Source organism: Frankia sp. AgB32 (genome assembly GCF_023243045.1).
Classification (GTDB): Bacteria; Actinomycetota; Actinomycetes; order Frankiales; family Frankiaceae; genus Frankia.
In genome coordinates, this window is sequence record NZ_JALKFX010000010.1 from 70,139 (window position 1) to 96,007 (window position 25,869).

At 72.2% G+C, this 25,869-nt stretch carries 20 protein-coding genes; 11 read left to right on the forward strand and 9 right to left on the reverse strand.

Annotation, left to right across the window (positions count from 1 at the left end; all coding sequences use genetic code 11):
- Nucleotides 1–23: 23 nt before the first annotated feature.
- Both MXD60_RS05190 and MXD60_RS05195 read right to left on the reverse strand, forming a co-directional pair.
- Complete coding sequence (locus tag MXD60_RS05190) at nt 24–947, reverse strand: SWIM zinc finger family protein (protein WP_248817807.1); 924 nt, start codon at nt 945–947, stop codon at nt 24–26.
- Nucleotides 940–4,068 carry a DEAD/DEAH box helicase gene (locus MXD60_RS05195; protein WP_248817808.1) on the reverse strand — a complete coding sequence of 1,043 codons (3,129 nt, stop codon included), beginning with the start codon at nt 4,066–4,068 and terminating at the stop codon, nt 940–942. The genes MXD60_RS05190 and MXD60_RS05195 overlap by 8 nt, the downstream gene beginning before the upstream one ends.
- A 148-nt stretch (nt 4,069–4,216) precedes the next feature.
- Between MXD60_RS05195 and MXD60_RS05200 the strand changes: the two genes are divergently transcribed.
- From MXD60_RS05200 to MXD60_RS05230, 7 genes are all read left to right on the forward strand, one after another.
- Nucleotides 4,217–4,579: a PPOX class F420-dependent oxidoreductase gene (locus MXD60_RS05200; protein ID WP_283097835.1), complete on the forward strand. Its 363-nt coding sequence runs from the start codon at nt 4,217–4,219 to the stop codon at nt 4,577–4,579.
- 129 nt (nt 4,580–4,708) lie between these two features.
- On the forward strand, nt 4,709–6,259 hold the full coding sequence (hglS, locus tag MXD60_RS05205; protein ID WP_248817809.1) for a 2-oxoadipate dioxygenase/decarboxylase: 1,551 nt from the start codon (nt 4,709–4,711) through the stop codon (nt 6,257–6,259).
- Entirely contained in the window at nt 6,256–7,833 is a 1,578-nt protein-coding gene (gene amaB / locus MXD60_RS05210; protein WP_248817810.1) for an L-piperidine-6-carboxylate dehydrogenase, read from the forward strand. The genes hglS and amaB overlap by 4 nt, the downstream gene beginning before the upstream one ends.
- Before the next feature lie 44 nt (nt 7,834–7,877).
- Complete coding sequence (locus MXD60_RS05215; protein WP_248817811.1) at nt 7,878–8,138, forward strand: isocitrate lyase/phosphoenolpyruvate mutase family protein; 261 nt, start codon at nt 7,878–7,880, stop codon at nt 8,136–8,138.
- A gap of 13 nt (nt 8,139–8,151) precedes the next feature.
- A complete protein-coding gene (locus MXD60_RS05220; RefSeq protein ID WP_248817812.1) occupies nt 8,152–9,003 on the forward strand; it encodes a fumarylacetoacetate hydrolase family protein in 852 nt (283 codons plus the stop codon).
- A gap of 158 nt (nt 9,004–9,161) precedes the next feature.
- A complete protein-coding gene (locus MXD60_RS05225; RefSeq protein WP_248817813.1) occupies nt 9,162–15,023 on the forward strand; it encodes a WD40 domain-containing protein in 5,862 nt (1,953 codons plus the stop codon).
- 18 nt (nt 15,024–15,041) lie between these two features.
- Nucleotides 15,042–16,226, forward strand: coding sequence for an ArsB/NhaD family transporter (locus tag MXD60_RS05230; protein WP_248817814.1), 1,185 nt, complete (start codon nt 15,042–15,044; stop codon nt 16,224–16,226).
- A 370-nt stretch (nt 16,227–16,596) separates the two neighbouring features.
- On the opposite strand, the gene MXD60_RS05235 is transcribed toward MXD60_RS05230, so the two are convergent.
- The 7 genes from MXD60_RS05235 to MXD60_RS28575 form a co-directional block, all read right to left on the reverse strand.
- Nucleotides 16,597–16,806, reverse strand: coding sequence for a hypothetical protein (locus MXD60_RS05235; protein WP_248817815.1), 210 nt, complete (start codon nt 16,804–16,806; stop codon nt 16,597–16,599).
- 195 nt (nt 16,807–17,001) lie between these two features.
- The gene (locus MXD60_RS05240; RefSeq protein WP_248817816.1) at nt 17,002–17,715 is read right to left on the reverse strand and encodes a class I SAM-dependent methyltransferase; all 714 of its coding nucleotides are present in this window, start codon (nt 17,713–17,715) and stop codon (nt 17,002–17,004) included.
- Nucleotides 17,708–18,403, reverse strand: coding sequence for a hypothetical protein (locus MXD60_RS05245; RefSeq protein ID WP_248817817.1), 696 nt, complete (start codon nt 18,401–18,403; stop codon nt 17,708–17,710). The genes MXD60_RS05240 and MXD60_RS05245 overlap by 8 nt, the downstream gene beginning before the upstream one ends.
- 4 nt (nt 18,404–18,407) lie before the next feature.
- Nucleotides 18,408–19,574, reverse strand: a complete 1,167-nt coding sequence (locus MXD60_RS05250) for a macro domain-containing protein (RefSeq protein WP_248817818.1) — start codon at nt 19,572–19,574, stop codon at nt 18,408–18,410.
- Between the two features lie 4 nt (nt 19,575–19,578).
- Entirely contained in the window at nt 19,579–20,163 is a 585-nt protein-coding gene (locus tag MXD60_RS05255) for an NUDIX domain-containing protein (protein ID WP_248817819.1), read from the reverse strand.
- A complete protein-coding gene (locus MXD60_RS05260; protein ID WP_248817820.1) occupies nt 20,160–20,861 on the reverse strand; it encodes a hypothetical protein in 702 nt (233 codons plus the stop codon). The genes MXD60_RS05255 and MXD60_RS05260 overlap by 4 nt, the downstream gene beginning before the upstream one ends.
- 319 nt (nt 20,862–21,180) lie before the next feature.
- A complete protein-coding gene (locus tag MXD60_RS28575; RefSeq protein ID WP_308222376.1) occupies nt 21,181–21,444 on the reverse strand; it encodes an aldo/keto reductase in 264 nt (87 codons plus the stop codon).
- Nucleotide 21,445: 1 nt separating this feature from the next.
- On the opposite strand from MXD60_RS28575, the gene MXD60_RS28580 reads away from it, so the two are divergent.
- From MXD60_RS28580 to MXD60_RS05280, 4 genes are all read left to right on the forward strand, one after another.
- Entirely contained in the window at nt 21,446–21,571 is a 126-nt protein-coding gene (locus MXD60_RS28580) for a hypothetical protein (RefSeq protein WP_283097841.1), read from the forward strand.
- Between the two features lie 73 nt (nt 21,572–21,644).
- On the forward strand, nt 21,645–23,504 hold the full coding sequence (locus tag MXD60_RS05270; RefSeq protein WP_248817821.1) for a glycoside hydrolase family 15 protein: 1,860 nt from the start codon (nt 21,645–21,647) through the stop codon (nt 23,502–23,504).
- Between the two features lies 1 nt (nt 23,505).
- Nucleotides 23,506–24,912: an MFS transporter gene (locus tag MXD60_RS05275; RefSeq protein ID WP_248817822.1), complete on the forward strand. Its 1,407-nt coding sequence runs from the start codon at nt 23,506–23,508 to the stop codon at nt 24,910–24,912.
- Between the two features lie 46 nt (nt 24,913–24,958).
- Nucleotides 24,959–25,786 (forward strand): ribonuclease BN, encoded by an 828-nt coding sequence (locus MXD60_RS05280; RefSeq protein ID WP_248817823.1) that lies wholly within the window; start codon nt 24,959–24,961, stop codon nt 25,784–25,786.
- The last annotated feature ends 83 nt before the right edge of the window (nt 25,787–25,869 follow it).

Sequence of the window (25,869 nt, forward strand, 5' to 3'; positions counted from 1 at the left end):
CAGGCAGTCGGATCACGCCCGCCTCAACCGCGAGCGCAGGCTACCGGGGATGAGGCGCCCTGACCGGGAGATCGGCGTTCGCCTGTTGCGAATGCCGCATAGGCGGGTCGCAGCAGCTCACACAGGTCGCCGGCAGCGTCCACGACCAGCGGTCCGCACCGGTCCAGGACGGAATCGCCGCCGCCGCCGGAATTGCTCGCAACGTCGGCGCCGTCGGGGTTGACCGCTCCGGCGCCGCCGCGGCGCAGGTCGGCCGGGGACGACCAGAACGCCTCGGGGTCCGGCGGCAGCGCCGCGTCCGGTGCCGCCTGTCCGGGAACCTCGGCCTCGACCTCGACCTCGGCCTCGGCCGGGCCAGCGGCGGCGTCGGGCAGCGGGACGGGGACGGATCGGTAGGTCCGCAGGCCGTCGAGCAGGACGTCGCGTTCCCGGCCGCGCAGCGCCAGGACCTCGAACGGGTCGTGGTCGAGATGGCGGGCGAGGTCGTGGCAGGCGGCGGCGAGATGCGCGCAGGGCCGCTGCCAGTCGGTGCAGGAGCAGTCCATCGCCAGGTCGCCGGCGCCCGTCGGCAGCGGCGACAGGCCGAGCACCGCGAAGACCCGGTCGATCTCCGCGGGCACCGAGCCGGCGAGCAGCGACGCCGCGTAGCCGGCACGGGCGGCCAGCGCCCGTTCGATCCGCGCCCAGTCGCCACCGCTGAACGTCTGCACCGCCAGCCGGGCCTTGTGGATCTCCTCGTCCGGGTGGCGGACCCGCGCGACGACCAGGTTGGCGCTGCGGCGCAGGCCGAGCACCGCGCCGGTGCGCGCCAGCCGGCGCCCGTCACGCAGCGGCGCGGCCATCCCCAGGTCGTCGATCAGCGTCAGGAACCGCCGCGACCAGACGGAGGACACCCGGGCGGGCTCGGCACCGCGCCCACCCGCCACCGCCGGCGGCGACTCAGACATCGACGGTCCCCGGACTCAGCGCGCACAGGTCGCGCAGCTCGTCGGTGGACAGCGCGGCGAGCCAGGACTCGCCGTCGCCGATCATCGTACGGGCCAGCAGCGTCTTGTCGGCGAGCATGCGGTCCACCCGTTCCTCGAGGGTGCCCATGCAGACGAACGTGCGGACCTGCACGCCGCGGCGCTGGCCGATCCGGTAGGCCCGGTCGGTGGCCTGCGCCTCCGCGGCCGGGTTCCACCAGCGGTCCAGGTGCAGCACGTGGCTGGCCGCGGTGAGGTTCAGGCCGGTGCCGCCGGCCCGCAGCGACAGCAGGAAGATCCCGGGGCCGCGGCCACGCTGGAACCGCTCGACCATCGCGTCGCGTTCGCGCCGCGGTGTGCCGCCGTGCAGGAAGGTGACCTCGACGCCGAACCGCTCCCGCAGGTACGGCTCGAGCATGGCGCCGAAGCGGGCGAACTGGGTGAAGCACAACGCCCGCTCGCCGTCGGCCACGATCTGGTCGAGGACCTCCTCGACCCGGGCGAGCTTGCCGGAGCGGCCGGGCAGGCTGGAGGCGTCGCCGAGCAGGTGGGCGGGATGGTTGCAGACCTGCTTGAGTTTCGTCATCGCGGCGAGCACGGCGCCGCGGCGGCGCACCGGCGAGTAGTCGGCGAGGCGCTCGAGCATGTCGTCGAGCACCGCCTGGTAGAGCGACGCCTGCTCGGGCGTGAGCGGGCACAGGTCGCGCCGTTCGATCTTCGGTGGGAGGTCGGCGAGCACCGCCGGGTTCGTCTTGACGCGGCGCAGCACCACGGGCCGGATCCGGCGGCGCAGCCGGTCGACGGCATCGGTGTCGTCGTAGCGCTCGATCGGCACGGCATAGCGGGCGCGGAACCGCGCCGAGCCGCCGAGCAGCCCAGGGTTGAGAAAATGCATGATCGACCACAGGTCGGCGAGTCGGTTCTCCACCGGTGTGCCGGTCAGCGCGACGCGGTGGCGGGCCGGCAGCGCGCGCACGGCCCGCGCGAGCTGGGTGCCGCTGTTCTTGATCTGCTGGGCCTCGTCGAGCACGATCCGGTCCCAGACCAGCCCGCCGAGTTCCGCGGCGTCGCGGCGGACGAGCGCGTAGGTGGTGACGATCAGGTCGTGGTCGGCGGCGAGGGCGGCGAACGCGGCGCCGCCGGGACGGTCGGCCCCATGGTGGACGTGGACGCGCAGGTCGGGCGCGGCGCGGGCGGCCTCGTCCGCCCAGTGGCCGACGACCGACATCGGGCACACGACCAGCGTCGGCGGGCGCGGCCCGGACTCCCGGGTGACCAGCTCCAGGGCCAGCACCTGCACGGTCTTGCCGAGACCCATGTCGTCGGCGAGCAGCGCGCCCACGCCGACGCGGTCGAGGAACACCAGCCAGGCGAGCCCGCGCCGCTGGTACGGCCGCAGCGCAACGCCCAGGCCCGCCGGCGGCTCGACGAACTCGATCAGGTCGTCCGCCGCGTCGGGATCCTGGTCACCGCCGGGGCCGGCGAGCAGGCCGCCGAGCCAGCCGTCGGCGCTGACCTCGACCTCCAGGTCGGACGGCCCCCGCTGGGCTGGCGGCTCGTGGCCGGCGGGCTGGGCGGCCAGGCCGGCGTGGGCGAGGGCCGCGCGGACCGTCATCCGCCCGGCCTCGGCGGTGCGCGCGAGGCCGGCGGCGAGCACCGCCGGGTCGACCAGCGTCCAGCGGCCGCGCACCTGCACCAGCGGCACCTTCGCGGCGGCCAGGTCGGTGAGCTCCGCGCGGCTCAGGCGCTGGCCGCCGAGGGACACGTCCCAGCGGAAGTCGACCAGCTCGTCGAGGCTCATCGCGGTGTCCCGCACGGTCGGCACGACCGGGTTCGCGACCCGCGCCGACAGCGCCAGGCGCACCGGCACGCGCCGGCGCCACCAGGCCGGCACCAGCACGACGAAACCGGCCCGCTCCAACTCGCCCGCCACCTGGAGGAACTCGTGCGCCTCGGTCACGTCGAGGTCGACGCCGGTCGGCTGGGCCCGGCCCAGCGCGCGGCGCACCCCGGGCCAGATCGCGCCGGCCCGGCCGAGCGCGGTGAGCAGGATGTCCTGCGGATGTTCGGGCCAGACGGGCAGCCGGTCGGCCCGGCCGTCCCAGATCCGGTCCGCGCCGACGAGCAGGCTCTGGTCGGCGCCGGGCCGCAGCAGGAACTCGACCCGCCAGCGCGCCAGCGGGTCGGCGGCGTCCGCGGGCTCGTGCAGGCGGAAGCAGGCCCGCACCGGCGCCGCAGCAGCCGCGCGGGCGCGCCAGTGCCCGACTCGGTCGGCGAGGTCCCGCGTCGCCGCACCCGGCCCGGTGAAACCCGCCTCGCCACCGAGCGCGATGACCCATCGGCCGGCAACGCTTTTCCTGGCCGAGGACGGGGGGCGCAACGGGCGGCCGGCGGCTCCGAGCCGGTCGCGGGCGACCGCGTCGACCATCGCCGCGAGCGTCCCGCGCAACGCCTCGTCCGCACCCATACCGATCATGGCGGTCATCGCCGTCCGGGCGGCGCCCGGGGTGGCGCGGAACGCCGGGGGCATGGCGTCCCGCAGAGTGTCGAGAAGGGTGACGTCCGGGCCGGTCAGGACCGGTGTCCACCGGGCGCGCGGGCCGTCCGCCGTGAGGTGGACGTCGGGCAGCAGCCGCCCGCGGGTGACGAGGTCGGCCGCGACGTCGCCGACGACAGCCAGGTACCGCAGCGTCGCCCCGGGCCGCGGACCGGACCCGCCGCGCGCCAGCGCCGCGAACCCGGCGGACGGCCGCGGGCGCACCACCGGCACCTGCCAGCGTCGCAACACCGCAGGGCCGCCGCCCGCGCCAGGACCCGCCCACCGCTCATCGCCGGCGACCAGTGCCGCGAGCTCCGGTGACCGCAGTGGCCCGGCAGCTCCGCTGGGCAGGACCACCTCGGCCGTGTCGTCGTCGGCCGCATCGCCGAGCCCGACGACACGTTGACGCAGCACGGCGGCCGAGGCGGCGAAGGGATGCTGGGCGCCGGCCGGCGCTGACGGCAGGCGCGTCGCGTCCTCCGCCCACAGCAGCGGGCCGTCGGGGCCGACGAGGGCGTGCAGGACCAGCGTCTGATCCGTTCCCGCCGCGGCCACCACCGCCACGATACGACCCGCCCGACGGCCTCGACGTGCCCGCGTCGAAGCCCTACCCGAGGTCACAGCGCCGCCGCTGTTGGCACCGCGAGCGGGCGGCGACACATGATGGACCGGGGCGATTCCGGACACCGGCGGCATCCGGGGCCCGCGCCGCCTGCTCGCCGACAGCCGCCTCGGGGTTCTCGCGACGCTGCGGGCGGACGGCCGCCCGCAGCTCTCTCCCGTGCTGCCCTTCTTCGACGAGCGGGCCGGCGTCGTTCTGATCTCGACGCGCGAGGGCCTGGCCAAGACGGCGAACCTGCGCCGTGACGCTCGCGCGGCGCTGGAGGTCACCGGCGCTGACGGCCGGTCCTGGGCCACCGCCGAGGGCACGGTGGCCCTCGTCGGCCCCGGCGCCGATGCGCACAGCCCCGAGGTCGCGGCGCTGGTCGACTACTACCGCGCGGCGATGGTCCGCGACCGCCGGGTGCTGCTCACCCTCACCGTTGACCACGTCTACGGCCAGCAGATCGGCTGACCGCCGGGCTGCGCCCTCGCCGCCCGCAACGCCGATCCTGTGTTCCGCGGCCCGCTTGGCCGCTCTCCCCTGCTCGCCGCTCGGAGCCGCCTGGCAGCAGAAACTGCGGCTGCCGGCCATGATGCCGGCATGCAACACGATCCGACCGTGCCGGGCGCGGGCTCGTCCGACCTGCGGGCCGGGGTCCGTCGCATGCCGGCGTCGCGCAGGTGGGAGCCGTGGGAGCTGCGCGCGGAGTTCTCCCGGCGGCTCTCGGAGCTCTACGGACGGGAGGTTCCGGCCTATGCGACGTTGCTCGCGGTGTCCCAGGAGGTCAATGCCGAGGTGCTGGAATCGCGCGGTGCGGACGCGCAGCGGCTGGGGGCCGTCGGACGGGTGGGCGCCGAGCGGCATGGCGCGATCCGGGTCGGCACACCGCGGGAGTTGAACCAGGTCGGACGGCTGTTCGCCGCGATGGGAATGCATCCCGTCGGGTTCTACGACCTGCGCGATGCCGCCGCCAGCGCGGTGCCGGTGGTGTCGACGGCGTTCCGCCCCGTCGACCCGGGCGAGCTTGCCCGCAACCCGTTCCGGATGTTCACCTCGCTGCTCGTCCCCGGCGACCGCCGCTTCTTCACCGAGGATCTGCGGCGCCGGCTGGCGGCGTTTCTCGCGGCCAGGACGCTGTTTCGGCCGCGCCTGCTGGAGCTCGCCGACCGGGCGATCGCCGGGAACGGGCTCGGCGCGGGCGAGGCGGAGGAGTTCCTGACGCTGGCGGCGGACGCGCTGCGACTGTCCCATGAGCCCGTCGACCGTGCCTGGTACGCCGAGCTGGAGCAGGTATCGTCAGTCGCCGCGGACATCGGCGGGGTGCGCGGCACCCATCTCAACCACCTCACTCCCCGCGTGCTCGACATCGACGAGCTGTACCGGCGGATGGGCGAACGGGGCGTGGAGATGATCGACGCGATCCAGGGCCCGCCGCGCTGGGCCGGGCCGGACCTGCTGCTGCGGCAGACCTCGTTCCGGGCGCTCGCCGAGCCCCGCCGGTTCCGTGACCCGGACGGCGCGATCACCGCCGGGACGCTGCGGGTGCGGTTCGGCGAGGTCGAGGCCCGTGGGATCGCCGCCACGCCGCGGGGGCGGGAGCTGTACGAGCGGCTGTCCACCGACGCCGACCGCCTGGCCGCCGAGGCCGCGCGGGGTGCGCCGGTGGTCGCGGCCCACCGGGCCGACATCGCGGCCAGCCTCTGGAACCGGCATGTTCCGGGCAGCGAGTGCGAGCTGGCCCGGCATGATCTGGCCTACTTCACCTGTACCGCGACCGACCGCCGGCCTGCCGGACCGCTGCCGACCAGTCTGCGCGACCTGGTCGAGCGGGGCTGGGTCCGCCAGGATCCGATCGTCTACGAGGACTTCCTCCCCCGTTCCGCCGCCGGGATCTTCCAGTCCAACCTGGACGGCGCGGGTCGCCGCGACGCGGGCCAGTCGGGTGCCGCGCTCGACGCCGGCTGGCTCGCCGGTGTCCTGGACCGCACCCTCCATGATCCGTACGCGCTGTACAGCGACCTGCGCCGGGCATCCCTGGACCGGCTCGCGGAGGAGCTGGGGCTCGCCGGTCCCCCCGAGGCATTCCCCTCATCCGACTCCCCCTCATCCGACTCCCCCTCATCCGAGTCGCCGTCAGGAGCGCCCGCATGAGCACCGCCGTCGCCGGATCCGTCGTGCTGCCGCGCACCGCCGATCTACGCGCACGCGCGCTGGCCGCGCTGCGCCGCTGCGGCGCCGACACCCCCGCCGGCGCGGGCGGACCCGGCACCGGCGCGAACGGCGCGGCGCCCGGCACCATCGCCGTGTACACACCGATCACCGGGGAGTGGTTGTTCGACCAGCCGACCGTCGACGCCGCCGGGGTGGCGGCGGCCGTGGACGCGGCGCACGAGGCGTTCCTGCGCTGGCGGATCGTGCCCGCGCCGGTGCGCGGCGCGCTGGTCAAGCGGTTCGGCGAGCTCGTGGCCGCGCACGCTGACGACGTCGCGGACCTGATCGGCATCGAGGTCGGCAAGATCCGGTCCGAGGCGCTCGGCGAGGTCCGGGAGATGATCGACATCTGCGATCTCGCCGTCGGCCTGTCCCGGCAGCTCGACGGTCGCACGATGCCCTCGGAGCGTCCGGGACACCGGCTGATGGAGACCTGGCATCCGCTCGGTGTGGTCGGGGTGATCTCGGCGTTCAACTTCCCGGCGGCGGTGTGGTCGTGGAACCTGGCGCTGGCGATCATCTGCGGCGACGCGGTGGTGTGGAAACCGGCACCGGCCGCGGTGCTCACCGCCGCCGCCTGCTCGGCGCTGTTCGCCCGCGCCGCAGCCGACGTCGGCGCGCCGGCGAACCTCAACGTGCTCGTCCCCGCGTCACCGCAGGACACCGGCGTGCTGCTGGACAGCCGGCGGGTCCCGCTGGTGAGCGCCACCGGGTCGGAGCGGATGGGCGCGCAGGTCGCGCCGCGGGTGGCCGCCCGTTTCGGCCGGGCGATCCTGGAACTCGGCGGGAACAACGCGGCGGTCGTCACCGCGTCCGCGGACCTGGAGCTCGCCACCCGTGCGATCGTGTTCGCCGCCGCGGGCACCGCCGGGCAGCGCTGCACGACGATGCGCCGCGTCATCGCGCACGAGTCGATCGCGGACGAGCTCGCCGCACGGATCGCCGCGGCGTACACGAACCTGCCGATCGGCGACCCCTTCGCCGAGGGCACGCTCGTCGGCCCGCTGATCAACGGCTCGGCCTACGAGGCGATGGCCCACGCGCTGGAACAGGCGGTCACCGACGGCGGCGAGATCCTCGCCGGCGGTCAGCGCCGGCCGAGCAACGCCGGCTCGTACTACGCCGAACCGGCGCTGGTCCGCATGTCGGCGCAGACCGACCTCGTCCGCACCGAGACGTTCGCCCCGATCCTCTACCTACTGACCTACCGCGAGTTCACCGACGCCGTCGCCCTGCACAACGACGTCCCCCAGGGCCTGTCCTCGTCGATCTTCACGACCGACCAGCGCGACGCCGAGCGGTTCCTCGCCGCCGACGGCTCCGACTGCGGCCTCGCGAACGTCAACATCGGCACCTCCGGCGCCGAGATCGGCGGCGCGTTCGGCGGCGAGAAGTCCACCGGCGGCGGCCGCGAGGCCGGCTCCGACGCCTGGCGCGCCTACATGCGCCGCACGACGAACACCATCAACTACTCCCCCGACCTCCCCCTCGCCCAGGGCGTGAACTTCGGCTGACCGGCTCGCCTTCTGAACGGTTACCGACAGGAGAATCTGACCCCATGGACGCGAAGCGGGCGCAGCACCGCAAGGCGGAGGTCTTCCGCGACCTGCACGAACAGGATGGCTTCTTCATCCTGGCGAACGCCTGGGACGCCGGATCAGCCCGCCTGCTCACCGCGTCCGGGTTCGCCGCCCTCGGCACCACCAGCGCCGGCCTGGCCTACAGCCACGGCACCACCGACGCCGCGAACCTCCTCGGCCGCGCGGACACCCTCGCGAACATCCACGTCATCGCCGCCGCCACCACGCTTCCCGGGTAGGAGGAGGCAGGCGATGCGGTTCACCGGACTGCGGGACGGCCGTCGTGTCCAGGTCGGCCTGCTGCTCGACCCGACCGAGGGTGACGGGCCCATGGTGGTTCCGCTCGCCGAGGTCGACGAGTTCTACGCCGACCTGCCCGGCTGGACCGCCCGGGCCCGACAGATCACCACCGGCGGGCACGCGCTCGCCGACGTCGTGCAGGCCCCACCCGTTCCGCCCGGCGCCCGGGTGCTCGGCATGGGGCTGAACTACCACGCGCACGCCGCCGAGACAGGCCAGGCGCTACCGAGAAAGCCGCCGCTGTTCGGCCGGTGGACCGCGTCGCTGTCCGTCGACGGCACGCCGGTGCCCGTCCCGCCCGGCGAGCGCGGCCTCGACTGGGAGGGCGAACTCGCCGCAGTGGTCGGAACCCGGCTGACCGACGTCGACGAGGCCACCGCGGCGGCCGGCGTGTTCGGCTACGCCGTGTTCAACGACCTCAGCGCCCGCCGGGCCCAGGGCGCGTCCGCGCAGTGGACGCTCGGCAAGAACGCCGACCGCAGCGGCCCGATGGGCCCGGTGGTGACCGCCGACGAGGTCGGCGACCCGGCCGCGGGCCTGCGCCTGGTCACCCGCGTCAACAACGAGATCGTCCAGGACGGCAACACATCCGACATGATCTTCTCGATCGGCCAGATCCTGTCCTTCGTCAGCCGCACCCTGACCCTGCACCCCGGCGACGTCCTGATCACCGGCACCCCCGCCGGCGTCGGCTACACCCGCACCCCGCCCCGCTATCTGACCCCCGGCGACGTCGTCACCGTCAGCATCGACAAGGTGGGTTACCTGCGCAACCCGATCGTCGAGTCCTCCGTCCGGCCCTGAGCCACCCGGCGCAGCTACCAGCGCCAAAGCAATGTCGATATCACATTCCCGGCCAGCCACGGGCCATCGACGACGCCGTTGCGCCGACCAGACCGGCATAGCTCAACGCACCGTGTCTGCTATCTCGGGCGACCTGGCTGGGCCATACTGATTTCGTGGTGGAGTCGACCTCGGGGTTGCCAGCGGCACAGTTTGCTCGCCCGCTAGACATTTTTATTAGTTACACCCCGGCAGACGAACGGTGGGCGACCTGGATCGCCTGGGAGCTGGAGAGCGCCGGCTACCAGACAATGATCCAGGCCTGGGATTTTGTGCCCGGCAGCAACTTCCTCGACTACATTGACCTCGGCGTCCGAGAGGCCACCCTGGTCATCGCCGTGCTCTCCAGCAACTACGAGAAGTCCCGCTGGGGCCGGCTGGAATGGCAGATCGCCCTGCGCGCCGATCCCGACGAGTCGAGCCGCAAGCTCGTCACGGTGCGTATCGAGGACTACCCGCTCGCCGGCATGCTGGCGCTGATCACCTTCGTCGACCTGGTGAACGTGGCGAACCCCCGGCTGGCCCGGGAGAAGCTGCTCGCGCAGGTCGGCGAAGCCTTACGGGGCCGAGGAAAGCCCGCGCTGCAACCAGGCTTCCCACCGGACGGGCCGCTGCCGGGAACGATCACCGCGGCGGCCCCGTCGCAGACGCCGCTCGCCTCACGCCGGAACCGCCGGCGCCCGCAGGTCGCCCCCCTGTTCCCGCCGAGCACCTCGCCGACCGGCCCGCGAACGGATCTCACCGTCCTGCAGCTGGCGGCGCCCAGGTTCTCCCAGCGCGACAACGAGCTGCGCGTTTCCGCGAGCGCATGGCAGGAAAAAGTCTGGAGCCAGGTGACCCGGCTCCAGGACTCCGGCGCACCCCGGCCGGAGATACTCGTGCTGTCCGGAGAACTCACCGCGTCCGGGCATCCCCGGGAGTTCGACGCCGGCCTGGAGTTCCTCGCCGGCCTGCGGGTACTGCTCGGTCTCGAGCCGCACCGGGTCGTCGTGGTGCCCGGCCCGGGTGATGTCAACCAGGCCGCCTGCCGCGCCTACTTCGAGAACTGCGTGGCGGATGACGTCGATCCGGAACCGCCCTACTGGCAGAAATGGCGGCACTTCGCCCGATTCTTCGAGGACTTCTACGCGGGCTCGGCCGGCCCGACGTTCCGCGAGGACCAGCCATGGTCGATGTACCGGATGCCCGATCTGCAGGTCATGGTCGCCGGGCTCAACTCGACGATCGCGCTGAGCCACCTGCCGGAGGACCGCCACGGATTCCTCGGCGGGGCGCAGGCCACCTCGTTCGCGCACAGCCTGCGGCCGGAGATGGAGTCCGGCTGGCTGCGGATCGGTGTCATCCACCATCCGCCGGCCTCGACCGCCGGGCAACCCGCGCGCGCCACCGCGGCGCCGGGCAGCCACCCGCCCGCGCAGACCGGCGCGCTGGCGGACACGGGGACCTTCGACAGCATGGTCGCCGGGCGGCTGAACCTCCTGCTCACCGGGAGCGACCAGGCCGAGGAGCGGAGCTCACCCGAGGTCCCCGCCGGCGAGCCCCTCGTGCTGGCGGTGCCCCGCGGGCTGGCCATGCAGATGCTCACCCTGGACGCGGGCGGCGCGATGGTGTGGACCAGCACGGACGAGGCTGTCTCCAGGCGGCGGCTGCCCCGCACCTGGAACGCGAGCGACGCGACGTTCAGGAACACGGTCAGGTCCGACGGTGCGGCCGCGCCGGGCCCGACCATCGGCGGCACCCCGGCGGCCGGTGGCTCCGGCGACGCGGCGATGCCAGCGGATCCCCCGTCTGATCCGCTCACGACGTACCTGTCCCGGATCGCCGACGTCTGCGCCATCCGGTTCCCCGGATCGGCCGTGCGGCGGATCGGTCAGCCGTTGCCGCACCTGCTGGTCACCTACTCGGAGCACGGCTATGCCCGCCAGTTGCGGGTGGGGGCCCATCTCGGTCCGCTGACCAGGCCCGATCTCGACGCGTTCGTCCAGCATCTGCATGCCTCCGAACCAGACCTCACCTCGGAGCTGGTCACAGAGGTGCCGCCGTCAGCGGCGCTGCGCGAGGAGGCCGACCGCCGCCGGGTGCGCCTGCGCACCTTCACCGAGTTCCAGGGCCTGCTGGAACTGAGCGGCTTCGTCGCGGACCAGACCGCCCGGTTGCGGGCGGACCCCCGCTATCCCAGCAGCCTCTACGTACCGCAGCGCTTCCGCGACCTCGTCGGGACGGACCGATCGGTCCGGGACGACCTCGTCGCCGAGCTGATGCAGCTGTGCGAGGGCGACGGCGGCCGCTTCGTGCTGCTGCTGGGTGACTTCGGCCGGGGCAAGACCTTCGCGCTGCGGGAGGTGGCCCGCCGGCTCCCGCAGCGCCGTCCGGAGCTGACGCCCCTGTTCGTCGAGCTGCGCAACCTGGACAAGGCGCACACCGTCGACGGACTGGTCGCCGCCCACCTCGCGAACCACGGCCACGACCATATTGATCTCAAGGCGTTTCGGTACATGCTGCGCCAGGGTCGCATCGTCCTGCTGTTCGACGGCTTCGACGAGCTGGTCGCGCGGGTGACCTACGACCGCGCGGCAGATCATCTCGACAATCTCCTCCAGGCCGCCCAGGGCGACGCGAAGATCATCGTTGCCAGCCGGACCCAGCACTTCCAGACCAACGCGCAGGTGCTCACCGCGCTGGGGGACCGGTTGGGGCTGCTTCCCCAGCGACGGGTCCTCACCATTGAGGACTTCGCGCCGTCCCAGGTGCGGGCCTACCTCGTCAACCGCTACGGAGACGCCCCGGCCGCCGACGAGCGCCTCGCGCTCATCGAGAAGGTGCAGGACCTGCGCGGGCTGGCCAGCAACCCACGCATGCTCAGCTTCATCGCCGACCTGGACCCCCGGCGCCTGACCGCTGCGGCCAGCAGCCGTGGCCTGATGTCGGCCGCCGGTCTCTACCGTCAGATCCTGACCGACTGGCTTCAGGGGGAGGTGGACCGCACCCGAGGCGTTCCCGGCGCGCCCATGGTGCTGTCGTTCAACGACCTGTGGCAGGCAGTGACCCTGCTCGCGCTGCGGTTGTGGGAGTCGGGCGAACCGTTCCTGCGGCTCGCCGAGATCAGCGAGATCGCCGACACGCTCAGCGGGCTCACCGAGGTCCGGCTGTCGAACCCCCAGTCCACCCACGCGATGGGCGCGGGCAGTCTGCTCACGCGAACCGACGAGGGCCTGTTCGGATTCATCCACAGCTCGGTCGCCGAATGGCTGGTCGCCGCGGACATCGCGCGCGCGTTCGAGGACCGCCGGACGCCGGAGCTGCTGGCCCGCCGGCCGCTGTCGCAGCTCATCGTCGACTTCCTGGGGGACCTCACGCCCGCGCGGACCCGTCGGGAGTGGGCGTCGGGCGTGCTCGACGGTTCGGACAACGGCGAGGTGGCGAGAGCGAACGCGCTGCGGCTGACCGCCCGCCTGGACAACGCGGTGAGCAGCGACCTGCGGGGCGTCTCCCTGCGCGGAGAAGATCTCTCGTCCCGGAACATGCGCGGGGTGAACCTCAGCGGCGCGGACCTGACCGACGCCCGCCTGGTCGGCACGAACCTCAGCGGCGCCGTCCTGCACGGTACCCGGCTCGCCGCCGCCCGCCTCGACCTGGCCGATCTCTCCGGCGCCGACCTCACCGGCGCGGACCTCACCAGGGCCCGGCTGCTCGGCGTGAACCTGACCGGAGCCGTTCTCGACGGCGCCCAGGTCGAGCAGGCCGCGATCATCTCGGCGGTCGGCGAGCCCGGGCAGCTCGCCGACGCGCGCGCCCGCGGCGCGGCGGTCGCGCCCGGGCAGGAGGTGAGCGTCGGACTGGCCCCCACCGACGTCGGGGTGTCGTTCGGATTCGAGGTGGGCCGCATCCCCGATCCGGTGGCCTACCTGGGCGCGAGCGGGATCCTGGCCGTGGCGAGCGATGACGGCGCCATCGTCACCTGGGACGGCGCCACCGGCCGGCCGATCCGGACGTTGCACGGGCACCGGGACCGCACCTACGTCCTGCGGTCGGTCGGCACCATGCTGGTCAGCGGGGCAGCCGATCAGACGGTGCGGCTGTGGGACCCCCGCACGGGAACGTGCCAGCACGTGCTGCGGGGCCACCGGGGCTGGGTGTGGCCGGTCGAGCCAAGCCCGGACGGCACGCTCGTGGCGGTCGGGGACTCGGCGGGAACCGTCCGGCTGTGGCATACCGCCACTGGCCTGCCAGTGTCGTCGCTGCCAGGGCACGCGCCGAGGGTCTGGACCGCGGTGTTCCACCCCGACAGCACGGCCCTGTTCACCGGCGACGATCTGGGCACGGTCCGCCGGTGGGACACCCGTTCCGGCGAGCTGCGGTACTCCATCTCCGGTGCGCAACCCGTGTACCGGCTGACGATCGACCCCGACGGCGTCCTGCTCGCGACGACCGGTCATGACGGCCGGGTCCGGCTCTGGGACGCCACCAACGGCGAGCCGGTCGCCGAACTCGGGACCGGCGACAGTCCGCAGTACGCGCTCGCCTTCAGCCCGGACGGCAGCCAGGTGGCCAGCGGCGACACGGCCGGCGCCGTGCGCATGTGGGACCTGGACGGGGTACGCGGCGACGGGGCGCGGCCCACCGACGCCTCGCCGGGACGGCTGGTCATCCGGCACCGGGGCGCCGTCTACCAGGTCCGGTTCAGCCCGGACGGGTCGACGCTGGCCACCTGCGGCACCGACAGTGTGCTCCGGCTGGTGCACCTGCCCGACGGGGAACTGCGCCACGAGCTCGTCGGCCACCGCAGCTCGATCTGGCCCACCGCGTTCCGCCGGGACGGAGCCCAGATCGCCACCGGCAGCAACGACGGCAGCGTGCGGCTGTGGAATCCGGTCACGGGGGGCTGCCAGCACACCGTGACCGGGCTCGGCCGGAAGCTGACCGGGGTGCGCTTCGCGCCGCACGGCAACCTGCTGGCGACCAGCGGAACCGACGGCCAGGTGCAGTTGTGGGACCCGAGGACCGGCCTGTACGGGGGGACGCTCGGCGGGGTCGCCGACCGTCTGCTGTCGGTCGCGTTCGCCCCCACCGGCGAACGGATCGCCGCCCCCGGCAGCGCCGGAACGGTCCATCTGTGGACTCTCGGGCGATCGGCCGACAGCAGTGGGCCGCCCAGCCATGAGCGCCAGCTCCGCGTCGAGACCGAGCACGTGTGGGCGGCCACCTTCGACCCGACCGGTGAGGTCCTGGCGACCGCGAACGACGACGACTCGGTGCGGCTGTGGTACCGCGCCACCGGTCGACGGGCCCTGGTGCTCGCCGAGCACCGCGGCCGCGTGCGCTCGGTGGCCTTCAGCCCGGACGGCACCATCCTTGCCACCGGCTGCGACGACCGGCTGGTCCGGCTGTGGCCCGCCGAGACAGGCCACAGTGCTCGCGTGCTGGCCGGTCACCAGGACAGGGTGTACTCGGTGGTGTTCAGTCCCGACGGGCGCTGGCTGGCCAGTGCCAGCAATGACGGCACCGCCCGGGTGTGGGACGTCCGAAGCGGGGAGCTGATCACGGCGTTGACGGAGCACGAGGGAAAACTCTGGGCCGCGGCCGTCAGCCCTGACGGTCAGGTGCTCGCGACCGCCGGCGACGACCTTGTCGTCCGGTTGTGGGAACCGACCACCGGACGGCTCCGCCGGACGCTCTCCGGGCATTCCCGCCGCGTTCTCGGCCTGGACTTCAGCCCGGACGGCACCAGGCTGGCGAGCTGCGGGGAAGATGGCACGGTTCGACTCTGGGACGTCTCCCACCCCGACGAGGCGACGGTCGCGGTCACACTCGTCGGCCATGACGCGGGGTGGGCGGCACTCGCTCCGGACGGCGGCTACAAGGTCGAGGGAGACATCGCCGGGCAGGTGTGGCATGTCATCGGTTCCTGCCGCTTCGAGCTGGGAGAACTCGACGACCATCTCGACGCGGTCCGGCGCCTGCCTGACGATGCGCGTTTCTGACCCGTCCTGGTGACCTTAGTGACCATCTCGGTGCTGGCCCTGGCGGTGCTCGGCGTCCTGCGGCCGCCCCCGCGGATGTCCGCCTGGGTCCCGCCGGTCGCGGGCGCCGTGCTGTTGCTGCTGGTCGGTGTGCTGACGCCGGCCGAGGCCGTGGACAGCGTGCGCCCGCTGGTGACCCCGCTGGCGTTCCTGCTGCTGGCGGTGCCGCTGGCGGTGATGCTCGACCGGGTGGGGTTCTTCTCCTCGGTCGCGGCCCTGGTCGACACGGGCCGCAATCCCCTGCTCGGGCTGTGGATCCTCGCGGCCGCGGTGACCACCTTCCTCAACCTCGATGCATCGGTTGTCCTGCTCACGCCGCTCTACATCCACCTCGCCCGCCGCCACGGCCTGAACCCGGTGATGCTGGCCCTGCAGCCGGTGATGCTGGCCAGCCTCGCGTCGTCGGCGTTACCGATCTCCAACCTCACCAACCTGATCGCCGCGAGCCGCTACCACCTGGGGGTCGCGGACTTCCTCGTCCGGCTCGGACCAGCGTCTCTGGTGGCCGTCACCGTCGGCTGGTTCGGCTACCGCCGCGCCGGCAGTGAGCAGGCCGCGCCGGAGCGCATCCGCGATGCCGTGGACCCGAGAGCGCTGCGGATCGGCACACCGATCGTGCTGTTCGTGATCCTCGGCTTCACCCTGGGCGACGCGCTCGCAGTCCCGGCCTGGCTGGTGGCCCTGGTGGCGGACGTGCCGCTGCTCGTGCTCACGTGGAGGTCCGGGCGGACGATCTCGATCTCCGAGATTCCCTTCGGCGCCGCGGCACTCGCCGTCAGCCTCGGGGTGATCGCGAGTGCCGCGGCGCCGCATCTGGGCCTGGGCACCGTCTTCCACGGCAGCGGGCCGATCGCGGAGCTTCGGGTGGCGGGCGCGGCCATCGTCGGTGCGGTCACCATCAACAACCTGCCGGCGCTGCTCATCGGCCTGCCGCTGGCCGACCCGGCCCACGGGCAGTTGTGGGCGCTGCTGTTCGGCGTCAACTTCGGCCCGGCGCTGGTGCTGCACGGTTCGCTGGCAGGTCTGCTCTGGCAGAGCACCGCGGCCCGCCTCGACGTCCACATCTCTCCTGCCCAGTACACCCGATTCGGCCTGCGGATCGGCCTTCCGGCGCTGCTCGCGGGACTGGGAACCCTGCTCGCCACCAGCGCCGTCGCAGGCTGACCACCCCTGGCGATGACGAAACGGACCTCCGGTGAGCCTGACTCCCTCCACCACCCTCGATGTCGTGCTCCTGCTGCCCGCGGGCATGCGCGAGCAGTCTGTCCACTCCAGCCGTCTGCTGGCCGACCGCATGGCGGCCGACGGGCGCCCGTCGTGGTTTCGGCTCGGCGAACCGTTTCCCGGCGCCGCCCCCGACCGCGGCGTCTGCGAGCCCCACATCTCCCTGTTCATGCTGACCGTCGGGGCGGACGAGACGCAACAGGTCGTCGACACGGTCCGGACACTCGCGCAAGCCCTGCCAGCACTGGCCGCGGTGGGCCACGAGTACCGCCACAACCCCTTCGGCGCGGCCGAGCTGCACTACCTACCGTCACCAGAGTGGGTTGCTCTGCAGCAGGAGGTGCTCACCGCGGTCGAACCCCTGCGTCGGGGCCGCCTGCGCGACGTCGGGCCGGCAGGTGATCGGCTCGCCGACGTCGTTGCCGGCAGGGTGCCGGCCGATCCAGCCGGGCGCCGCCAGCTCGTGCGGTACGGCTATGACGAGGTGACGGACAGCGAGAGCGACCGCTTCCGTCCACACGTGACCCTGTGTTGGCCGCAGGACCCCGCGACCCGGGTCGGGCTGGATGGCCTGCCGGATCCGGGGGTCTACTCCGGCGCGCTGTCCACCGTCGCCGTGTATGGCATGAGCCCGTACGGGACCTGCACGGTGCGGTACTGCGCGGCTGCGCTGTCCGGCTCCCGGCCGGCGGCCCTCGACTCGCCGGAGTCCCGCTCACAGGCGTCCGGGGCTGGTGGTTCCGGCGAGGATGAGCGAGCCACCGAGCGATGGGAACAGCCGGGCGAGAGCCCTCGAGCGCACGGCCCGACGAGCACCTCCGAGCACGCAGTAGTTGGATCTGAACTCGATCGGGGTGATGCCGCAGTCCCGGAACGCTCGCACCAACGCCGAGTAGGTGAACGGGCGGATGTGCAGCCGCAGGTAGGGGTGACCGGGATCGACCTGCCGCGGACTGCGGCCGAACAGGAAACGAACCCGGTCCTGCAACGTCGCGAGATTGGGCGTGGTCACCACCAGCACCCCACCCGGCACCAGCGCCCGTCGGCATTCGAGCAGGAAGCCGAGCGGATCGAAGAGATGCTCGATGAGCTCGCCGGCGAACAGGCCATCCAGTACCGCGTCGCGGAACGGCAGTGGCCGCGACAGATCCGCCCTGACCAACGGTAGCGACGCGCGGTCCGACCGAGCCGGGTCGGCCACCAGGTCAACCATGGTGACGCGCGCACCTCGGCGACTCAGCATCGCGCTCACCGCGTCCGAACCGGCACCAAGATCCGCGAGCCTGGGCTCGGCGCTGAGCCGCCGGGCCTCCCGCAGCAACAGCTCGGCGGCCTCCGTGATCCGCCGGGCATGGTAGGGCTGCGCCAGGTAGCCGTCCGCGACCCCGGCCGCGAAGGTGGACAGGTTGGCCCGGACGATCTCATCCATGCTGTCGCGCGGACCGCGTCGAGGCCGCCGGATCACAGCCGAGCAGCCGGGCAACCTCGCCAGCCGCGCGCGCCCCCTGAGCAGGCGTGCACAGCTGCCGGCGAACCCGGTGACTGCGCCCGTCGATCGGTCCCACCGACAGGTCCAGCTGGCCCGGGCGCCTGGTCGCAAGAACGATGGTCGCCGCGTTCGCCTCGCGGATCTCGGTCAGGTGGAACTCGCCGGCCGGCAGCTCGTAGCTCTGTCCGCGGGAGTAGGTCGTCGTCGCCACGCGGCTGCAGGAAACCAGCGTCGGAGTCATGTCGATCCGGTCCTCGCCAGCACTGCTGTGGATTTCGAAAAGGCGGTGCGTGGCGGATGCTGACGGGGTGACGCGCAGCACGTGGTTGCACAGCCAGCCAGCCACGATCGTGCTGTGCAGGTCCCAGCGGTGGCAGTGAACGGGCGAGGTCGTCGGGCTCTCGGCCTCGTACCACTCGGCCCAGAGGTGGACGCACACCCCGCCCCAGGCCGTGCGCAGCACCGGGATGCACAGAAAGCCGAGCGGATGCAGGACGACACGGGACTGCCCCGCGCGTGCCCTGCTCAGCGCGAGCCGCAGCCAGGGCGGCGTGAGGACCCAGGACCGCGCCCGGACGATCTCGTCGCGCAGCGCCGACGCGGGCGTCGGTGCCGGGAAGCTCCGCATCCCGTCAACTACCCGTCGGTTCGACCTCGGCCGTCCGGGCCAGCGTGCTCAGACAGGCGTCGAGATCACGGTGGTTCCACGCGGCGAAGTACACGTCCGTCACGAGAGTGTCGGGATTTGCGATGAAGTACGAGATGGCGGCGCTCAGCAGCCTGGGCGCCAGCAGGTTCACATCGCCGCCGCCCTCGCCGGTACCCATCATCGGAAAGACGATCGTGCGCAGGTTCTCCCCGCGCCATCGCGGGCTGTCCATCCGCTCGAGCGCGACGGTGACGCACCGCTCCACCTCGTTGACGACCTGGTACCCACCGCCCGGTGCGCCGTGGACGGTGGCGGCATGGAAGATCTTTCTCACGCCGCGGGCGCGGGCCAGTTCACCCGAGCCCGTCGCGTGCACGGTGCCGGCGTTGACACTGGCCCGGGTGCCGAGGACCGCCGCGAGCTCGCTGGCCACCGTGTCCTCGATGATCTGCCCGTCGTCATCCTTGCGGGCACCCTCATACCTGATCATGGCGGAGAGCGACCGATCGTAGAACCGGGCCATCTGGAGGTTGGTGTTCTCCGAGTTCACCCAGACGTCGATACCACGCCAGTGCCGGATGTCACCGGTGATCAGGTTTATACGCCGGTCCGGTTGGCCGACAAGTTGGTACGCGTACTTGCGCTGGATGGTGATGCGCTCGCGCCGCCAGTCCCGCTGCGCGTCCTGGACCAGGCTGTATATCGGACTGTCGGGTTCGTTCGACTGTATGCCGAAGGCAATGAACCGGCAGATCTCCGCCCTCGTCTCCTCGAACGACCCGTCGGGCCCCGGGTATTCGATAATCCGCAGGTCACGGATGTTGAAGGGCACGTCGGCGCCACGCATCTTCGTGATCACCGTCATGGTGGGTTTGAGTGCGTGCCGCACGCCGAGCTCGTAGAAGACGTTCGGGTTGGCTGTCGTGATGTCAACCACGGCGAGGTCATCGACGGCGATATGGCGAAGCATGTCTCGGTGTATCAGGCCGGCCTGGGGTATGCGGTCGCACCGCACCGCGCTGAATCCCATGGTTCCGACCGCCGCGGCGAAGACGTCCTCATACAGCCGGTCGAAGTCGATCACTCCCCCGTCTGTCCCCGTCCGCTGACCGTACGGCGAGATGACAAAGCACTTTCCCCGGCCATTCATCTGGCTACCCTCCGGGTTGGTCCAGCCTGTCCGCGAGCCAACGCAGACCGATCAGCGTCTTCGCGTCCACGATCTCTCCGCTGTCCAGCAGCTTCGGGAGGTGGGCCAGCGGAATCTCGAGCGTCTCGATGTCCTCGCCCTCCTCCGGAAGTCCCCCGCCACAGCCGGTTCGCAGCTCGGCGATCACCTCCGCATGGAAGAGGTGAACGCGCTCCGACGAACCACCCGGCGAGGTGTAGAAGACCGAGATGGGATCCACCCGCGAGACCTCGTATCCCAGCTCCTCGAAGATCTCCCGACGGATACACGCCTCCGGCGTCTCGCCCTGCTCGATGACGCCCGCGACGAGTTCCAGCAGCCAGCCCGGGCCGGTTCGCGCCGTGGGGAAACGGAACTGGCGGGCCACGATCGCCGTCCCCTCGACGGTGTTGACGATGACCGCGGCGGCGGAATCGCCGCGTTCCAGGCTCAGCCGCCGCACCAGGCCGGACATCTGCCCGTTCGGGAGCTGGTAGCGGACCTTCGCCTCGACCACGCGAAAGTAACTGTCGAAGACGGTCCTCACCGCCATGATGTCGACGGACCTCACGCCTGCGCTCCTCCCGTTGCAACCTGTCTGGACGAGATCAGCCACGACATCGACGACAAGGCCGGGCAGGTACGCACAACGGACCGGAAGTCCGGCTCCAGGCGGAGCGCCAGCTCTCGGATCGCCCGCAGCCCGACGTCATGCACGAGGTGCAGGCCACGGCTGCTGTGCCGCCAGCTCGGGTACTCGTTGACCACGAACCGGGCCGGACGGCACCGCTCGAGGTAAAGCGCGAAGTCGGCCACCATTCTTTCGACCGCCTCGTCGACCTGGCCAGGACTGCTCGCGAGGTGACGCCAGGTTCGCACAACACCGTCGGAACAGACCGACCCCGCCCGCATCGCGCCGAAGACCCGCTCGGCATCGACGACCGGCAGGCACGCGTTGAGAATGACGTCGTCGAGGACGTGGTTTGCGGCGAGCAGATCCACGGGTTCCGCCGGCAGCCCCCGCGCGGCGGGCAGCGAGACAGGCGAGGTCAGTACCCGCGCGTTCGGCAGCAGCCGGCAGTATTCGGCCTGGGCCCACCGCCGGGCCGACGCGTTGGGCTCCACCAGGAGCAGGTTCCCGCGGAAACCTATCGCGGCGAGTCCGAGCCCGATCTTCGCCGAGAATCCGGGCCCGATCTCGATGACCGTTCCCTCGGGTGAAAGGCGGAGCCACCGAAACCAGCGAGCCCACTGCCGTCCCACCTGCATGGCCCAGTCACGCGCATCATCACGGTCCCGATCCCACCCGGGCCGGGGGCAGCCGATCACAGCCGTCACGGGAGCCATGGCAACTGGCGGAAACAAGCTGGGAGGAAAAACTCCCCGGTCGGCTTATGATTTGATTTGCGGAAGGCGGCGCGGGGCGTTCGAGCGGGCGCCGCGGCACTCCGCAGCGAGACGCCACCTGGAGCCCTGCGGCGGGGCCCAGCGATCATGCGGGAACCTTACCGCGAATCGTCCACATAATCGATAGTGATTAACCTGATTTCTGACCGAACACCGTAGATGGACGGCTTCTCCGGGTTCCTCACGACCCATGCGCAGCGGAATGACGGGCATCCAGGGCGGCGAGTGTGGTGCTGTCGAGGGAGACAGATCCGGCAGCTACGTTCGCCATGAGGTGTTCCGGGTCGGCGGTGCCGGGGATGAGCAGCACGTTCGGCGCGTGGTGGAGCAGCCAGGCCAGGCCGACCTGGGCGGGGGGCAGGGGATGCCATGGGCCCTCCTTCGAGGTGGGAGCATGGACGGCAGCCGGGTCGCTGCGCTCGGACGTCGATCCCGAAGCCGTCACGATGATGCTCCTCGGCGTGTTCCTCTCGACCACGGCCATCGACACGCGGGAGAAGGTCGACCAGCTTCTCGACCTGATCCTCGACGCCCTGCGCCGCCCAGACCGGGCTCGATGTCACTCATCGTGAGGATGCGGCAACCCGGAGAGAGATGGACGATGGGTCGGTCCGGGAAATCCGTGGATGAAGCGGAGGCGTCGCGATGCCCGAATACCCACCGATCGCCGATCACGGTCTCGTCGGTGACCTGCAGACCGCGGCGCTGGTCTCGGCCGGCGGAACCATCGACTGGTGGTGCACCCCGCGGTTCGACTCCCCCAGCGTGTTCGCGTCGCTGCTCGACAGCGACCGCGGCGGGCACTGCCGCCTCGCCGCCGACGTGGGCGAGGCGGACGGCGCGATCGTCCGCCAGCTCTACCTGTCCGACACCGCCGTGCTCATCACCCGGTTCATGGCGCCGGGCGGGGTCGGCGAGGTCGTCGACTTCATGGAGCCCGACCCGTCGCCGACCCCGTCCGCGCGCCACCGGTTGATCCGCATCGCCCGGGTCGTGCGCGGCCGGCTGCCGTTCGAGCTGCTGTGCCGGCCCCGGTTCGACTACGGCCGCGCCGACCACAGCCTGCGCCACCTCGACGACGGCTCGGTGGTGTTCCACAGCGCGGACGCGGACCTGCACGTGCAGACCTCCGGCCCGATCAGGTTGCATCCGGACGGCGACGACGTCTCGGCCCGCTTCACCCTCGACGCCGGCGAGGTCGCCGCGGTCGTCCTCACGTCCGACTCCGGTGACAGGGCAAGCCGCGGTGAGGCCGCCGGCCGCCCGCCGGTCACGGCGGAGTCGGTCAGCGCTGCGTTCGACGCCTGCCGCGCCTTCTGGCTGACCTGGCTGCGGGCCTCCCGCTACCGGGGCCGGTGGCACGACATGGTCACCCGCTCGGCGATCACCCTGAAGCTGCTCACCTACGCTCCCACCGGGGCGCCGATCGCCGCCGCCACGATGGGCCTGCCCGAGCAGATCGGGGGCGAGCGCAACTGGGACTACCGCTACACCTGGGTCCGCGACGGCTCCCTGTCCGTCCACGCGCTGACCGCCCTCGGTTTCACCCGCGAGGCGGACGCCTTCCGGCGCTGGCTGCGCGCCCGCCTCGACGCGGGCGGCACCGTCTCCGGCGAGCCGTTGCAGATCATGTACCGCGTCGACGGGGAACCGCACCTGTCCGAGGAGATCCTCGACCATCTGGAGGGCTACCGCCGCTCCGCCCCGGTCCGCGCCGGCAACGCCGCCGCCGACCAGATCCAGCTCGACATCTACGGTGAGGCCGCCTACGCCCTCGCCGAGTCCCCGGACATCGGCGGCGTGCGCGGTTGGACCGCCTTCGCCGGCGTGATCGACTGGCTCACCGAGAACTGGGACCGCCCGGACGAGGGCATCTGGGAGACCCGCGGCGGCCGGCAGAACTACACCTACAGCCGACTGATGACCTGGGTGGCGCTGGACCGGGCGGAACGGCTCGCGCGCAGGCACTCCCGCCCCGCCGACCTCGGCCGCTGGCAGACGACCCGCGACGCCGTGTTCCGCCAGATCCTCGACCGCGGGTGGAGCGCGAAGCGCCACGCGTTCATCCAGCACTACGACACCGACGTCCTCGATGCCTCCCTGCTGCTCATGCCCCGCGTCGGTTTCCTCACCCCGACCGACCCGGACTGGCTGAGCACCCTCGACGCGATGAACGACGAACTCGTCAGCGACAACCTGGTCTACCGCTACGACCCGGCCGCCTCCCCCGACGGCCTGCGCGGCAGCGAGGGCACCTTCAACCTGTGCACGTTCCTGCACGTGCAGGCCCTGGCCCGCGCCGGCCGGCTCGACCAGGCCCGATACTCGTTCGACAAGATGCTCACCTACGCCAACCACGTGGGGCTGTTCGCCGAGGAGATCGGCCCCTCCGGCGAGCAGCTCGGGAACTTCCCGCAGGCGTTCACCCACCTCGCGCTCATCGACGCCGCCCTCGCCCTCGACGAGGAGCTCGACCGCGCCGAGGCGCCGCAGCGGGTCGCCTGAGATGGCCGAGCGGACCGCGGCGCCGCGCGTCGCCGCCCGGCCGGTGGCCGCGGGCCGCCGCGTGCTGGCACCGCTCGCGCTGGCGCAGTTCATCTGCAGCTTCGCCGGGTCGAACATGAACGTGATGATCAACGACATCAGTGCCGACCTGAACACGACCGTGCAGGGCGTGCAGCTCGTCATCACCCTGTTCCTGCTGGTCATGGCCGCGCTGATGATCCCCGGCGGCCGGCTGACCGACATCGTCGGCCGCCAGTGGTGCCTGCGCACCGGGCTCATGATTTTCGGGGCGGGCGCGGTGATCAGCGCCGTCGCGCCGAGCCTGGGCGTGCTGATCCTCGGCAACTCGATTCTGGAGGGCGTCGGCACCGCGCTGCTGATCCCGTCCGTCTACATCCTCACCACCCTGCTGTTCACCGAGACCGCCGCCCGCGCCCGCGCCTTCGGCATGATCATGGCTGCCGGCGGGGTCGGCGCGGCCGCCGGTCCGCTGCTCGGCGGCCTGATCACCTCCGCGTGGAGCTGGCGGGCGGCGTTCGCCTTCCAGGCCCTGATCGTCGCACTCGTCCTCGTGCTCAGCCGGTCCGTGACCGACCCGCTGCCGGCGGACCCGCAGCGCCCCTTCGACGTCGTGGGCGCCGTCCAGTCCGCGGCCGGCCTCACCCTGGTCGTCATGGGTGTGCTCGCCGCCAGCCACAGCCTGACACTCACCGTCGCGCTGCTGGTCGCCGGCGTGCTCGTCCTCGCCTGGTTCCTGCACCGGGCCCGGGTTGAGGAGGCGGCCGGCCGGGAACCGCTGCTGTCCATCAGCCTGTTCCACAGCCGCGTCGCGAACCTGGGCATGATCACCCAAAACCTGCAGTGGCTGGTGCTCATGGGCACCTCGTTCACCGTCGCCGCGTACCTGCAGGTCGTCCGCGGCTACGACGCCATCGAGACGGGGCTGATCTTCACGTCCGCCACCGTCGGCATGCTCGCCACGTCGCTGGCCGCCGCCCGGTTCGCCCGGCGGCACCCCCCGCGGACGCTGATCATGACCGGTTTCGGGCTGACCGCTGCCGGCACGGTCATCCTGATCGCCCTCGGCGGCACGTTCTCGAACCCGTGGGCGTCCGCGCCCGGGCTGCTGACCAGCGGTATCGGCATCGGCATGATGCTGACGCCGTCGGTGACCGTCGTGCAGTCGGCGTTCCCCGAGCAGCGCCAGGGCGAGATCTCCGGGCTTTCCCGCAGTGTGTCGAACCTCGGCTCGTCCCTCGGCACCGCCATCGCCGGCACCATCCTCGTCGCCGGCCTGACCACGCACGCCTACGCCGCCGCCCTGGTCACCCTCGTGGTCCTCGCCGTCGCCGGCCTCGCCTGCGCCGCCCTGCTACCTCGGCCGGAACATGCATCCACGACACCCTGACAGCACGCGGCACCCGCCGACCGCGCCCCGCCGCGCCGCCGCAGGCGTGTGGGGCCGGACGCAGGACCTGCGGGCGAAAGCACAGCGCAGGTGGCAGGGCTCCTCGGCGGAGGACCTCGCCCGTCAGCTCCGTGCCGGCGACCTGATCAACGGCGCGATGGTCCTCGCCGCCCTCATCCTGATGATGTTCTTTCCGTTCCTCATCACCCTGGCCGCGGTCTCCCCGCTGCGCCCCGGCGGCGCCGCGGAGATCATCGTCAGGCGGATGGGGCTCGACCACGACGCGGCGCTGGCCGTGCAGCGGCTGCTCACCCCGCACGGCGGTGGCGGCGCCACCCAGGCCGGTTGGACCGTCGTCGGCGCGACCTGGCTCTGCCTCGGCGGGCTGAGCCTCGCCGGCTCGGTGCAGGCGATCTACCAGCGGGCCTACCGGCTGCCGTCCGCGGGAATGCGCGGGGTGCCCGCGCAGCTCGTCTGGCTCGCCGGCCTCATCGTCTTCCTCGCCGGCACCACCGCCATCGGCGCGGTCCTCACCGGCACCGTCGCCGGCCAGATCTACGTTGCCCTGATCGTCACCGCCGCGCTCGCCCTGTTCCTCTGGGCCGGAACCTGGATCCTGCTGCGCGGCCGCGTCCGCGGGCGGGAGCTGCTGCCCTGCGCGGTGTTCACCACGATCGGCCTGACCGGCCTCGGCGTGTGCAGCCGGCTGCTGTTCTCCCAGTCGATCGTCGACAACGAACGCAACTACGGCGAGATCGGCGTCGTGTTCACCCTGCTGTCCTGGCTCATCGGCCTCGGCGTCGTCCTCACCGGCGGCGCCATCGTCGGCGTCTGGTACCGCGCGCGCCACCCGTCCACGCGGGCGCCATCGTGATATCCCTGTTCCGCGGCGCACCAAGATCCGAGTGTTCCGCGGCGCACCAAGATCCGAGTGTTCCGCGGCGCACCAAGATCCGA

Bases quoted from the DNA above. Each gene is read 5' to 3' on its own strand.
- amaB (WP_248817810.1), top strand. From the start codon at position 6,256: ATGAGCACCGCCGTCGCCGGATCCGTCGTGCTGCCGCGCACCGCCGAT.
- MXD60_RS05190 (WP_248817807.1), bottom strand. From the start codon at position 947: ATGTCTGAGTCGCCGCCGGCGGTGGCGGGTGGGCGCGGTGCCGAGCCC.
- MXD60_RS05270 (WP_248817821.1), top strand. From the start codon at position 21,645: ATGCCCGAATACCCACCGATCGCCGATCACGGTCTCGTCGGTGACCTG.
- MXD60_RS05220 (WP_248817812.1), top strand. From the start codon at position 8,152: ATGCGGTTCACCGGACTGCGGGACGGCCGTCGTGTCCAGGTCGGCCTG.
- MXD60_RS05260 (WP_248817820.1), bottom strand. From the start codon at position 20,861: ATGCAGGTGGGACGGCAGTGGGCTCGCTGGTTTCGGTGGCTCCGCCTT.
- MXD60_RS05215 (WP_248817811.1), top strand. From the start codon at position 7,878: ATGGACGCGAAGCGGGCGCAGCACCGCAAGGCGGAGGTCTTCCGCGAC.
- hglS (WP_248817809.1), top strand. From the start codon at position 4,709: ATGCAACACGATCCGACCGTGCCGGGCGCGGGCTCGTCCGACCTGCGG.
- MXD60_RS05245 (WP_248817817.1), bottom strand. From the start codon at position 18,403: ATGCGGAGCTTCCCGGCACCGACGCCCGCGTCGGCGCTGCGCGACGAG.
- MXD60_RS05240 (WP_248817816.1), bottom strand. From the start codon at position 17,715: ATGGATGAGATCGTCCGGGCCAACCTGTCCACCTTCGCGGCCGGGGTC.
- MXD60_RS05275 (WP_248817822.1), top strand. From the start codon at position 23,506: ATGGCCGAGCGGACCGCGGCGCCGCGCGTCGCCGCCCGGCCGGTGGCC.
- MXD60_RS05250 (WP_248817818.1), bottom strand. From the start codon at position 19,574: ATGAATGGCCGGGGAAAGTGCTTTGTCATCTCGCCGTACGGTCAGCGG.
- MXD60_RS28580 (WP_283097841.1), top strand. From the start codon at position 21,446: ATGATGCTCCTCGGCGTGTTCCTCTCGACCACGGCCATCGACACGCGG.